The 13183-nt window shown below is 65.8% G+C and carries 8 protein-coding genes and 1 pseudogene; 6 read left to right on the plus strand and 3 right to left on the minus strand.

What is annotated here, in order from left to right:
* Positions 1-30 precede the first annotated feature (30 nt).
* Positions 31-450, minus strand: coding sequence for a hypothetical protein (locus QWI33_RS05305; protein WP_289953626.1), 420 nt, complete (start codon positions 448-450; stop codon positions 31-33).
* 121 nt (positions 451-571) lie between these two features.
* Between QWI33_RS05305 and QWI33_RS05310 the strand changes: the two genes are divergently transcribed.
* The 3 genes from QWI33_RS05310 to QWI33_RS05320 all read left to right on the plus strand — a co-directional run bounded on the left by QWI33_RS05310 (position 572) and on the right by QWI33_RS05320 (position 6377).
* Positions 572-1342 (plus strand): transposase, encoded by a 771-nt coding sequence (locus QWI33_RS05310; RefSeq protein WP_289953625.1) that lies wholly within the window; start codon positions 572-574, stop codon positions 1340-1342.
* A gap of 353 nt (positions 1343-1695) precedes the next feature.
* Positions 1696-5145, plus strand: a complete 3450-nt coding sequence (locus tag QWI33_RS05315) for an NACHT domain-containing protein (RefSeq protein ID WP_289955667.1) — start codon at positions 1696-1698, stop codon at positions 5143-5145.
* Positions 5146-5933: 788 nt separating this feature from the next.
* On the plus strand, positions 5934-6377 hold the full coding sequence (locus QWI33_RS05320; RefSeq protein ID WP_270112617.1) for a MarR family winged helix-turn-helix transcriptional regulator: 444 nt from the start codon (positions 5934-5936) through the stop codon (positions 6375-6377).
* A 72-nt stretch (positions 6378-6449) separates the two neighbouring features.
* Here QWI33_RS05320 and QWI33_RS05325 read toward each other — a convergent pair whose 3' ends face one another.
* Positions 6450-6830: a VOC family protein gene (locus tag QWI33_RS05325; protein ID WP_270112616.1), complete on the minus strand. Its 381-nt coding sequence runs from the start codon at positions 6828-6830 to the stop codon at positions 6450-6452.
* A gap of 548 nt (positions 6831-7378) precedes the next feature.
* Positions 7379-8149, minus strand: coding sequence for a FadR/GntR family transcriptional regulator (locus QWI33_RS05330; RefSeq protein WP_270112615.1), 771 nt, complete (start codon positions 8147-8149; stop codon positions 7379-7381).
* Positions 8150-8449: 300 nt separating this feature from the next.
* Here QWI33_RS05330 and QWI33_RS05335 point away from each other — a divergent pair, with 300 nt between their 5' ends.
* The 3 genes and pseudogenes from QWI33_RS05335 to QWI33_RS05340 all read left to right on the plus strand — a co-directional run bounded on the left by QWI33_RS05335 (position 8450) and on the right by QWI33_RS05340 (position 12906).
* Positions 8450-11422 carry a hypothetical protein gene (locus QWI33_RS05335; RefSeq protein ID WP_270112614.1) on the plus strand — a complete coding sequence of 991 codons (2973 nt, stop codon included), beginning with the start codon at positions 8450-8452 and terminating at the stop codon, positions 11420-11422.
* A gap of 195 nt (positions 11423-11617) precedes the next feature.
* Positions 11618-11738: pseudogene (locus tag QWI33_RS29310) on the plus strand (carbohydrate ABC transporter permease); the annotation flags it as partial.
* 1 nt (position 11739) lies between these two features.
* Positions 11740-12906, plus strand: coding sequence for a mandelate racemase/muconate lactonizing enzyme family protein (locus tag QWI33_RS05340; protein WP_353895402.1), 1167 nt, complete (start codon positions 11740-11742; stop codon positions 12904-12906).
* The last annotated feature ends 277 nt before the right edge of the window (positions 12907-13183 follow it).

Here is a 13183-nt window from a genome sequence, read left to right on the forward strand (position 1 = left end):
CTAAGCGATGTCCCGGAAGCTTGGGGTCGGTCAGTCCGCATCCGTGTCGGTGCCTCTGGCGCCGGCGGAGCGAAGGGACTGACCTAGAGATCCGGTGAGGATACGGGGGTGGCGACGCCACCACCACATGTCGTGGTCGGGCAGTTTGTGGAACTGGTCGAGTGCCAGACCATCGTCATCGATCGTCGCCGCGCGGAAGCGGTCATCGAGGGTCTTGATCTGCGGAGTCCAGCGTCGGACGACATCATCGTGCAACAGGATCCATGCCTCGTGGAGCCAGTTTCGGCAGTAGAGGTCGTTGGCGTACTCGTAGATGTCGTCGCCGTAGCCGCGTTCGACGTCGGCCACCAGGTGCGCCCACCGATTGACCCGCTCGGCAACGGTGAATGCTGTCCGCCAGCCACGCCGATGGAGCAGCTCGCCGACCTCGGCTTCGTCGAAAGTACTCACCGAGGAAGGGTCGCACGTTGATGACGCTGCGATCGAGGTGCCCGTAGGAGCCCGCACGCTTCACGATCGGGTTCAACTGGACCGGCTCGGATGCTGTTGGAACACAAGGGATCATAGGCGAGTGGCAAGTGTGATCAGTGCGGCGGACGAGACGATGATCGAGCTGTTCAGCGGCCTGCCGGCCCGGCAGTTCGCCAAGCTCTTGCGGCAGTTGCGATCCGAGGGCGCCGAGCCCGCCCTCAAGGGCCGTCCCTGGGGACTTGCCTTCGAAGACCGGGTCCTGCTGGTCGCCGCGTACTGGCGCACCAACCTGACCATGCGCCAGCTCGCGGCGCTGTTCGGGACTTCAAAGTCCGCCGCGGATCGGATCATCGACGACCTGGCACCGAAACTCGCGCTTCGGCCCCGACAGCGCTTCGCGCCCGAGACCGTCCTCATCGTTGACGGCACCCTGGTCCCCACCAGGGACCACGCCGTAGCGGCTAAGTCGAAGAACTACCGATACTCCACGAACCATCAGGTCGTGATTCACGCCGACACCCAGCTCGTGGTCACCGTCGGGACGCCGCTACCGGGTAACCGGAACGACTCGATCGCCTTCGCCGCTTCCGGTATCGACCACGCCACGCGCACCGCGACCGTGATCGCTGATGGCGGCTACCCGGGAACCAGGGCGGTCATTCCGCACCGGCGCAAATCCAAGGACGAACCACTGGTCGGGTGGAAGGAAGAGCACAACGCGTCGCACCGGCATGTCCGCGCCCGGATCGAGCACACGTTCGCGAAGTTGAAAGTCTGGAAAGTCCTGCGCGACTGCCGCCTCCGTGGCGAGGGCTCCGCCGAGGCAATGGCCGGCATCGCCCGCCTCCACAACCTCACCCTTACAGGCTGACACCCGCGAAACCGCCGCGCCTGGGCGCACCCACGAGCAACTAACGGGACATCGCTAAGCCCCTCCCGGGCAAGGTCCGATCGCAAGGTGCGGAGCTAAGCAGGAACATGGTGGTACTCGAGACGATGTCCGAGCTGTTCGGCGTCTTGACTGCACGGCAGTTCGCCAGCTAGGCGTCCACCCCTGGGCCTCGCGTCCGAGGACCAGGTGCCGCGTGGCAGCATGCTGATTTTTTGCGGCTCGTGCAAACAACCCGCTTAGCCCTCCGCACATCCTCTTCCAGATCACCGTCCACACCGACCACACACGGGACCTGAACCCTCTCCGACCAGTGCCGATGCGAGACTGTTTCGGTGGAGGAACTTCCAATCCCAAATCATCCCTATGCCTCCGGTGGCGGCGGCACCGTGTTGGAGCATCGATTCGGTGCCGTCTTGCTGACTCATGTCCTCACCGAAGTCCCGTTGCCGGCGCTCGGCGCTGACATCACCCCGGCGGAAGTCATCTTCCAGGCTCCAGGAACCAAAGTCGACGACTTCCTGGTCCGGGGCAGCACCACGGCAGGAATCCAGCGCGAGCTCGCTGTCGCGGTGCGGCGCCGGCCGACGCTCAAACCGAGCGACGCGCCCTCGGTCAAACTCTTCCGTTCCTTCCTGGACGAGATGCAACAACACCAAGACGACCTGACGTCTGGCCACCGAAGGCTTGCACTGGCGATGGAGGGGCCCGCCAGCCTCGCACGCGACCTGACCGAACTCACCAGCTGCGCACGCGCCCAACCCAATGCGCAGGCGTTTCACGACCATGTCGCCACTCGACGGGCCCGAACGCTGCGAGAACGTCTACAGCGCCTCGACCAAATGGTCACGGCCGCTTCGGAGAGCACCGGCACCGGGGACGACCAGACATGGCGCCTCCTCTCAGGCCTCTATGTGGTTGAGCTGCGACTTCAGGAAGGCCAGGACGGTGACCGCGCTGACGCCGTTTCTCGATTGAGCCTTCAGGTCACTGACGGCGACTTCGACGCCGCGAACCGGTGCCTCGACCGAATTCTGGACCTAGCCCGGGACTTCGCATTGGAAGGAGCCCAGGTGAATCAGACCATGCTCACCGTTCGTCTCGGGCTTACCCCGCGGGCCGTCGACGGGGCAGCGCTGGAGGAGTACCTCCAGCGGTTTCTTGCCCATCGCGAACCGGACCTCGCCGCGGCAGTGCCGCTGACGATCACGACTGCCTCGGGCACCGAGCTTCCAACCGATACTTCCGCTTCCCATCTCGAGGCCGCGCAGCATGTGCACATCATCGGGCCGTCAGGGGCAGGCAAGACGGTCGCGCTGACTCAACTAGCCGCGCAACTGGCCCATCAGGACAGTCTTCCGATCTGGCTCACTGCCCGCTCCTACGGTCAGCACGGGCTCGGAGTCTTGCTCGATTCGGCGGTCGCACCCTACTGGGCGCGAGAAGCCCACGAACTCATCCAGGGAGCAGCAACCCGTCAGAAGCCGGTGGTGCTGCTTGTCGACGGCCTCAACGAGTGTCCCCCGGACGTGCAAAAGGAGCTCTTGAACGAGCTCAACGCCTTGTGCCTGCGTGAACCGGTCACCGTCGTCACTACCGGCCAGGAACAATGCAACGCCCCAGAGCCATTGGCCGGCACCACGTGGTCGATCGAGCCGCCCTCTACGGAACAACGTGACCGCATTCTCGCCTCCCATGGCGCTGACGCATCCGAATCCGCATTCGCGCTGTTTCAACATCCGCTGGAGCTCGCGCTCGCCGCCAAGCTTCACGGCGCCCTTCCGGCGCGGGCCGGCACGGGGATCTTGCTCGATGTTTATATTCGTATGCGGTTGTCGCGAAGCGCCAGGCCTGCTGCTGCAAGGGCGGTCCTGCGGGCTTGGGCGCGCGCTATGGACCAGCAACTGCGCAGTTCCCTCTCCCTGGGCGAGGCCGAGCGTCTGGCGTCACGGGTCGACGGTGCTGACATGCGCGATGCACTCGTGTGCGGACTCGTCGAGATCGAGGGTCAGCATCTCGCGTTCGCCCATGAGCGCTTCCAGCGGCTGCTGGCAGCGGAGGCAATCGTCCTCAATCATTTGGACGACCCCACCGTGCTGGCTCGTGAGCTGCAAGCCCCATCCCGCGCCGATCTGGTCGCTCTTGCCGCCACGTTCGCACCGGACATCGAAGCGGTGCAGGCAATTATGGAGGCGGCACCGGCGTCGAGCATGTTCGCAGATGCACTACAGGGCCGACTGGGGCCGGTACCTGAGCAGTTCATGGATCGAGAAGCGCGACGTTTGCTCAGCCACGCAACTCGCGTGATGGCGACTTGCTCCCTGCATTTCGAGACCGACTTTCAACTCGCGATCACTCCCCCCTCGGCATGGAGCTCGTATGAGGCAGCGGTCTTCGCCGCGGTCGGGACCGTGCTGCACGACGGGGTACTGCTTCGAGAAACGATGCTGCTCCTCGACGCCACCGACACGACGCTGGCATCAGCGACCGCGGCCGAGCCACAGACCCTCCCCCACCACATCGGCACCGCGTTGGTCGGCATTTTCCGCACAGACTCGGGTACGCTGCCGGCCAGCCTGATCTTGGAAGCATGCCGACTCACCTTCAATCGATTCGACTCCACAGTCACCGCACAGCAGTTCGCACTTCTGAGCCACGGACTTGATCCAACCCACTACAGCCGCATCTATCTAGTGTGTCTATTGGCAAGCCGCACCAGCCTGTTCGATGCCACCACCTACGTACTTCCGGCTGCCAAATGCGCCTGGGAAAGCGGCGCCTACCATCTGCAGCTCGCCATCTTCGACATGCTGATGTTCCTACGACACAACGCCACACCAAGCGAACTGAACGCAATCGAGGATTTCCTGCAGAACCTGCATACCAGCCATCTGTTCCTCGCGGACGCACTCACCGAGTGCCTCGCCGCCTACGACCTCATCTCACTGCCGTTCACCACGGAGGACATCGCCACCGAGATCGAACAGGTCCTGGATGCGCCCGAAACCGCCGAAGCCATCGCTGACGCCTACCACCTGTACACCAACCAGCTTGAACCGGTCGTCGGACCCCCCTTTGCCGAAGCTATAGAGGCGCTCGAGCCCGCAAAGCGAATTCGGCTGGCCGCACTCGCCGGGCGCCATGCCGAAGCGCTCGTCTGGAAGCCGTTGATCCTCGGGGACCTCCTGGAAGCGAACGACCCAATGGCCATCCCCGCGTTCAAACTGTGGGCGGCGTCGCTCTCCGAGAACATGATGCAACCCCAGGACGATATCGCTGCCAACGTCATCAGCGTGCTCGGTCTCGCCAGCCACATGCACCCACCGCCACCGTTGGCCAACCTCAACGGACCGACAGGAGAAGCGTGGGCATGCTATGGCCAGATCCTCTGGCACATGCACTGCCCAAGTCTCACCAGCGAAGAAGTAGCCGATCGATGTCGACCGCACTGGCAGCGGCTACTGCATGAACTGAACGACAACGCTGCAGAGCCACTCTTCTGGATCAGCGACACCTACCAGACCCCGGTCAGGAACGCCCTCGACAGCCTCCTGGACCTATTCCCCGGGGAAACTCGCGCCATCCTCGAGTCCGGCATCGCCCGATCCGGGCGACAGTTGCAACTGACACGATGGCGCAACGAGCTCGACCATCTGCGCCGATACATCCAGCTTCTCACCAGGGTCGGCAATCAGGCCTCCCAGAGACTGCTCGCCTCCATGGCACACGATCCCGACCTCGGTCACGACGCAGCAACTGCCGCTCGTCACCTCAGCGGTCGCTAACTAGAACGGCATTTGAAGCGTCTCACCGAAAGGGCGCCCACCTGCGACACGCGCTAGGGACGGGCCTGACTGACACCACACCCAACCGACAACACTCAAGGCGCCTCAGACCGGGCACCCCCTGAGACCACTGCCACTGACCATCAATAGCCGTCGGACAACCAACGATGCCCAACCTTGAAGCATCCCATGCCGAAAGGATCCGCATCCGGTTCCGAATGGCTGCCTTTTTGGCTGCCTGAGGCCGTACAACCGCCCCCGCCGGGGCGCGGACCCGCCCTCCAAAGGCAGCAAAAAAGGCCCTGTTACCAGGGCCTTTAATCTGTGCGCGAGGGGGGACTTGAACCCCCACGTCCATAATAGGACACTAGCACCTCAAGTCTATTTTATGCGCCTCAAAGTCCGATATCCTGACCATCCTCGCAGGTAGATCATACCGCGCGTTAGTCATCAATAGTCATTGTCCGGCAACGTTGAGCATCGTTTTCCGCAGCGAATGGCTCGTAAATTGGCTCCGCAATGCCATCCATAATCGACTAATTTCTAGGGCCTTGGGATATGAGACCCACCCGGGTCATGTAGTCACAGATTCGTACGCCCCCGAACTGGAAGAACACGACTCCACTCTGAGTTTCCTACTCCCGGCGACGTACGACCGGCACATCCATGATCAGGGCCGTATGAGCGCAAGAGCGCCCTGCTGCTCCTGCCAGACAACCGCCAGGTTCGATTTGGTGGGAGAGGTACCATGTAGCTTCGCTTGAAGCTAATTCCTGGGAAGGCATAGCGTGGCTGGTCTGCAGTCGTTCTTTCATGAGCTGGTCTATTTCCAGGTTGAGCTGTGGGATGCCATTGACGCGCGCCTCCAGGCCGAGTGCGCTCTGCCGCTCACCTGGTTCGAGATCATGGACCTGTTGGAGCAGCATTCCGGCAGTCGGGTGCGGGATATCGCCGCGGCGTTCTCGATCAGCGTCGGAGGCACGAGCAAGGTCGTCGACAAGCTCGAAGCCGCCGGATACTGCGTGCGCCACCCAAATCCGAGCGATCGCCGCTCGTCGGTCATCGAGCTGACGGCCCAAGGGCGGCAAGCACTGGCGGCGGCGATGCGTGTTTTCGAGAACGAACTGGAGGCGCGGATCGGGTCGGTCGTGCCGCGCCAGCGGATTACAGAGCTTCATGAAACCCTAGTCGAACTGCGGGCCGCGGGCCGCGCGCTGCCGACTCCCCGCTGACTGCCTCGCCAGTCCGGCAATCGCGAAATGCCCGCCGCGACCAGTTGGACGGCGGGCATTTCCCTGCGTGTCTTATTTCGCGGGCGGCGAGAAGACGCCGAAGTGATTGCCGGCGGTGTCGCGCAGGCGGCCGAAGGTGATCCCGGAGGCGTCGGTGACCGGCTCCATGGTCACTTCGGCGCCGAGGCCCTTGGCCTGCTTCACGACCGCCGCCACGTCCTTGACCAGGACGTAGAAGACGGCGTAGTCCTCGAACCTGCCCCCCGATTCAAAGATGCCGCCCGAGGCGGGCTGGCCGGGGGTGGTGGTGATCTCGTGGTAGTTCACGCCGGGCAGGTCGGTGTTGAGCCTGAACTGCCAGTCGAACAGCTCCCCGTAGAACTCCTTGACCTTGTCGGGCTGATCCGTACCGAACTCGAACCAGCCGATCGAACCCATGGCGGGTGCGCCCATGACGCCACTCCTCACTATCGATGATCCGGAACCGCGGCAGCGGTCCGGCAGTGTGAGCTTAACCCAACAAGATTCCTAGGAAGATACTTCTGTGGAATATTTCTCGCGAAGGCAGGCACAGGCGTGCCTCTCGTGAGGAATGGGCGCCATCTGGAGGGAGCGCCGATGGAACCGGTCGAGATCGAGGAGGCCTTCACTGGAGCCGGACTCGCCGACCGCCTCGACTTCAACAGATACGCCGAGGCTGCCTGACGAAAGCCGAACACGTAGCGGCCGGGCGATCCATGCGGATCGCCCGGCCGTGTGTTTCGGTTCGCAGTTCAGGCCTGCGTCAGCCCGAGGTCGGACAGCAACCTGAACGTGGTGCGCGGCCGCGTGCGGCAGTCCGCTCTCCGGGTGCGCGCCCGCTTCAGAAACGCCGACGAGCGCGACCGGCTACACCGACCTGCGCGACTCCGCAGCCGGTCGGCAGGCACGGCGGCGTCCTCGGCTGGCGCGACAGCGGGCGCCCGCTCGCCACGGCCTGAGCTCAGCCCGAAATCGGTGCGTCACCTGTCGAGTCGGGTCGGGTCGCCTTGGTCGATGCGGCGGGCCAGCCAGGCCTCGGTGATGTGGTTGAACATCGCCTCGGCCGCCCCTTCTGGATCACGCGCGGCGATGCGCTCGTAGACGCGGCGGTGTCCCTGGTTCGACGCCACGCACAAATCGCGTTCATCCTTGCCCATATAACCGGCGGTGTTGAGGACCTGGCCTTCCAGCGACCGCACGACCGCACGTGCAATGCGGTTGCCCGAGGCCCGCATGACGGAGTCGTGGAAGTCCCGATCGTGTTCCTTATAGGCGACGACGTCGTCCACGAGCTCGTCCATTCGGTCGACCTGTGAGTGCAGCCGCTCGATCAACGCGTCGTCGGCCGAGCGGGCCGCGACGTTCGCCATGTCGGACTCGAGCAGGCGCCGAGTCACGACGAGGTCATCGAGGACCGCCAGGCTTCGATCCGCCTCGACAGTCGCAGCGAGCACGGCCTCGTCAAGCATGTTCCACTCCGTCTGAGGCCGCACTGTAGTGCCCGTTCCCCGGCGGATCCGCACCATGCCCTTCTCCTGAAGGATCTTCACGGCCTCCCGCACGACAGTCCGGCTCACCGCGAACGCCTCGCACAGGGCCGGTTCCGGCGGCAGCGACGAGTTCGCTGGATATTCGCCGAGCACGATGCGCCGCACCAGCTCCGCGGTGATCGCCTTGGCCAGATTGGCCGGTCTCCGGGTCCACTCCTGGCGCGGTGGATGCTCCGTGGCGGAGTGCCGCAGATCCGTCATAGTTCCTCCATGCCCGGTGGTCGCGGTCAGTCTACGACACGCGTTTGACATCAGACGTCATACGTTCTATGTTTCAGGCTGATGAGCAGGCGACCGGACACCTCGGGAGAGTGATTGCAATGAAGCAACGAGCAGCATGGGCCGCCTCCTTCTCGACGCCGGCGCAATCGCGTCCGACACCAACATCGTCGCCCAGATTCCGAGCGGCCGACCGGTTCTCCACAACCGCTGAAGACATGCAGAACGGAAGCCCGAACACCTTGCATCCGAACATCACTCAACGAACGGAGCTGTGGAGCAATGCCCCCTGCTACAAGACAACGAAGTCGAACCGCCCTCGCACTCGCCGCGCTCGGCGCCGCGATCGCCTGCGTGGTGGCCATGCTGGGTAACCCGGCGGCAGCGGCCGGCAAGGACCGCACGCTCACGCTGTACGTCAGCCCGGACGGCAAGGGCACCGCCTGGTGCCAACCGCAGGTCCCGTGCTCACTGGAGCGGGCCCAAGAAGTCGTCCGTAGCGCCGACGGCCACGACCGCGACATCGTGGTGCAACTGGCCGGCGGCACCTACCGCCTCACCGAACCCCTCCGCTTCGACGCTCGCGATTCGGGCTCTGCCGACCACCCGATCACCTGGACCGCGGCCCCTGGCGAGACGCCCGTCATCTCCGGCGCCTCGCCGGTCACCGGCTGGACCGAGTCGACCGCGATGCCCGGTGTGTGGGAGGCGCCCGCCCCCGCAGACGCGAACCTGGAGGCAAGGCAGCTCTACGTGGACGGCCGTCTCGCCACCCGCGCCCGCACCGAACTCCCCCGCGACGCCCTGACCTTCACCGCCGACGGCGTCGACCTGGCCGACTCACTGGCATGGCTGGCCGACATCGACCAGCCCGACCGCACCGAACTGGAGTTCGTCGGATCCTTCACCCACCGCCGGTCCCCGGTCGCCGACATCACCGCCGACCGCATCGCGATGGCCCAGCCCGCCTGGAACAACAACACGTGGGGCTGGGACACCGTCCAGCGCACCTTCCGCGCCGGTCCGCTCTACATCGTCAACGCCCGCGAATTCCTCGACGAGGACGGCGAGTGGTACCTGGACCGGGAAGCCGGCAAGGTCTACTACAAACCCCTGGACGGCCAGGACGTGACCGAGGCGAGCGTCGAACTGCCTCGCCTCGAAACACTCCTGGAGATCGGCGGCACCTACGACGAACCCGTGCACGACCTTCGGTTCTCCGGCATCCAATTCACCGGCACGACCTGGACGACCCCGAGCACCGACGAAGGCTACGCGAGCCAGCAGACCGGCGCGTACCTCGTCGGCAGCGACCACGACCGACCGGCCGACGCCTTCGCCACCTGCGCGGAAGGCTGCAAGGAGTTCGAAGGCGCACGCAACACCTTCCTCCAGATGCCCGCCGCCGTCCAGGTGTCGGCGGCGCACCGCATCGAACTGAGCGACAACGTCTACACCGGCATCGGGTCCGTGGGCCTCGGCATCGGCAACGACGCCAACGCGCACGCCACCGGCATCGGCCTCGGCGCCTCCGACATCGTCGTGACCCGCTCGCAGTTCCACGAGACCGCAGGCCAGGCAATCGTGGCCGGGGGCATCGCACTCGACTCGCACCACCCCAGTGATGAACGCATGATCGTCGAGGACGTCACCATCAGCGACAACCTCGTCGACAACGTCGCCATCGAGTACAAGGACGGGGCGGGAATCCTCGCCACCTACGTGACCCGCGCGAACATCGTCCGCAACGAGGTGCGGAACCTGCCGTACTCGGGCATCAACACCGGCTACGGCTGGGGCGCCCACGATCCCGGGGGCAGCCCCGAATACCTGGAACGCGGCCTCTACAACTACCAGCCGATCTACGACACGCCCACCACGCTGGTGGACAACCACATCGCGTTCAACTACCTCCACGACGTCATGCTGGAGATGAACGACGGCGCCGCGTTCTACAACCTGTCGGCCGCACCCGGCAGTGTGCTCGAAGGCAACTACATCCGCCTCCCCGACGATCCCCCGACCGGACGCGCGGCCGTCTACTTCGACGAGGGCTCGCGCTACTGGTCCGTGAAGGGCAACGTCTTCGACGCCGCGCACACCCAGTTCTTCAACCAGCGCTCCAACAACCACACCGGCGACGTCGCCTACACCGACAACTGGGTGATCGGCGGCAGCGCCAACTTCGCTGACGGGCGCGGGACGAACACTGTCACCGGCACGGTGGGACTCGCCCGCGGCGAGTCGGTCCCCGCCGACGCCGCCCGAGTCATCTACAACGCCGGGATCGCGCCCGAACTGCGGACCGGCACCGACCCGAGCCGCCCGGAACTGGCCGTCGACATCACAGCGGACGGCTCGGTCGCACCGGGATCGGCGATCACGGTCGAACTGATCCTGACCAACGTCGCCGAGGACGTGGACCTGACCGACCTGTCGCTGACCGCCACGGCTTCGGAAGGCTGGACCGTCGAGCCGGTCGACGAGGTGCCCGCTTCCCTGGAAGCGGGTGGTTCGGCCCAGATCGAGCTGCGGCTCACCGCTCCTGAGTCAGTCGATGAACCCATCGAGGTCGGCACGGTCGAAGTCGCCGTCGGCTTCACCGTGAACGGCGACCAGAACTCCCGGAAGGTGAACGCTGCAACGGCAGTCGGCGCGCCGGTGTCCACTCTGCGCACGTACGGCTCAGTGCCGGGCGTGCTCGGCGAACTCGACGGTGCCTATGCCATCCGCAATGCGGGCGCCGACATCTGGGGGGCAGGCGGCCAGCGCGACGACGAATACGGCACCGTCTACGCTCCGGATTCCTTCCAAGAGGGTTCGGTCGTCACGGTGCGGGTCGACGCGGTGGATCCGGTCAACCCGTGGACCAAGGCCGGCCTCGTGATCCGCAACGACGTCACCGAGCCCGAGGAGGCGACCGGGTACGTCGTACTGGTGGCCACACCGGACAACGGCGTGAGCCTTCAGTGGGACTCCGATGGGGACGGATTCCTCGACCAAGGACGGCAGCAGCCGGCCGCGGCCCCGGTCTGGCTCCGGCTCTCCCGCGAGGGCGACCAGGTCACGGCCGAATTTTCGGCGAACGGCACCGATTGGACGCAGCTCGGCGCTCCCGTGACCGCAGCGGGGACGTCCGCTACGCAGGATGCGGGGATGATCTTCACCGCTCATTCCACCTCGGTCGGTCAGGCGCAGTTCAGTGAGTTCACCGTCGAGACCGTGGAGGCGACCGACGGCGACCAGGCGGTCTGACGCGATGCGAGAAGTCGAGACCGTGCCGGACACGAGCACACCCTCCCCGGCCCGCACCTCGACGGTGCGGGCCGGGGGCCCGACGAGCTCGCGGTGCCGGCCCGCCCGAGGGGCGCGGCGGCCATTCGCCGACCGTCTCGCGCCGTATGTGCTGGGCCGGTTGCGGTTCCGCGGCTCGCGAATGCTGCTCCCTGCGCGGCCGACATCCCGACCTTCGCCGCAGGAGTGCTCATCGCCGCGCTCCCGGTGCTGCTGCTCTATCTCGTCTTTCAACGCCAGATCGCCGCGGGCATCACCGCGGTCCACGAAGGGATGACATGCGCATCACCGGTTTCCGAACGTTTACGACGATCCAGGAGTGGGATCGCCCGGTGGGCGACGCCAACGGTGTCCTCGATGACGGCGTCACCGTCCTGCCAGTGCTCCTGGTCGACACCGACGAGGGGATCACCGGAGTCGGGCTGGGATCGCATGCCGAAGCGGCGACCGTGTTCGCCGCGATCGAAGGCGAGGATCCGCGGAGTGTGACCGCCTTGTACGACCGGATGCTGCGCTACGCCTTCAAGGCCGGCCACAACGGCGCTCTGTTCGGGACGATCGGCGCGCTCGACACCGCCCTGTGGGACATCAAGGCGCAGGCGGCCGGGCAGCCGCTGTGGCTCCTCCTGGGCGGTCGCGACCGGCGCGTGCCCGCCTACGCCTCGGGACTCGATATCGGCCTGGGCGACGAAGAGCTGGTCAATGCCTACGTCGTCTATGCCGAGCGCGGACTGCGGGCGGCGAAGCTCAAGGGCGGCATCGATCCCGAAGCCGACCGCCGCCGTCTCGCCCTAGTGCGAGAAGTGTTGGCCGACGCCGGCACCGCGCGGCCGGGTCTCATGCTCGACGCCAACGAGACGTGGTCGCGCAAACAGGCCGTCCGCCACATCGGCGAACTCGAGCGCACGCTCGACCTCGCGTGGGTCGAGGAACCGGTGCGGCGCTGGGACGCCGAAGGCTTGGCCGTGGTCCAGCGCGGCGTCCGCGCCGCCATCGCCACAGGCGAGAACCTCACTGGACTCGAGCAGTTCCGCCCGCTCCTCAAGGCGGGCGGGGTCGACATCGTCCAGACCGCCGCGGTCGGCGGCGTCACTCACTTCCTGCGCACGGCCGCGCTGGCGCACGCGTTCGACCTGCCGGTCAGCCCCATCGGCAACATCCCGGTCGGACTGCTGCACGCCGCGACAGCCGTGCCCAACCACCTCGCCAGCGAGCTGCAGGACCTGCACCCGCCCGTCGGCATCGAAGTCGAGCACGCCATCGAGGACGGCTCTTACATTCTCGGCGACGCACCCGGCCTCGGTGTGCGGGTGGACGAGAACGCGATCGCCGCTCTTGCTCCCCGGCCGCACCTTCCCCGGCCTGAGGGCCCGGGGGTCCGGCCTGAACGCGCGGGGCACCGGCTGCTCACCGCTGCGGCAGCTCCGTCCGATGCCGCCGGCTGATCAATGCTAGGACCGCTTCGGTGCGGCTCTTGCGAATACGTCGTTCCGGCAGCGCGCACATCAGGTGCGGGCCGGATGCGGCCCCGGTAACCACTGAAGCGGTCACAGGGAACCTGGCGCTGGCAGTTCCACCAAGCCGAGTCGGCCGGACAACCCCGCCGCCCTCTACGGGCCGGCGGGGTTGTCCGCTTCAGGGAAAGCGGTTCAACGGCTGAACTGCTGGTTCCGGCCGCCCTTGCCGTCCCTGTGCGACCTCGGCGCTTTGGCCGCCGATGCC

Source organism: Glycomyces tritici, assembly GCF_030403505.1.

Bases quoted from the DNA above. Each gene is read 5' to 3' on its own strand.
- QWI33_RS05325 (WP_270112616.1), bottom strand. From the start codon at position 6,830: ATGGGCGCACCCGCCATGGGTTCGATCGGCTGGTTCGAGTTCGGTACG.
- QWI33_RS05330 (WP_270112615.1), bottom strand. From the start codon at position 8,149: ATGACGGATCTGCGGCACTCCGCCACGGAGCATCCACCGCGCCAGGAG.
- QWI33_RS05335 (WP_270112614.1), top strand. From the start codon at position 8,450: ATGCCCCCTGCTACAAGACAACGAAGTCGAACCGCCCTCGCACTCGCC.
- QWI33_RS05340 (WP_353895402.1), top strand. From the start codon at position 11,740: ATGCGCATCACCGGTTTCCGAACGTTTACGACGATCCAGGAGTGGGAT.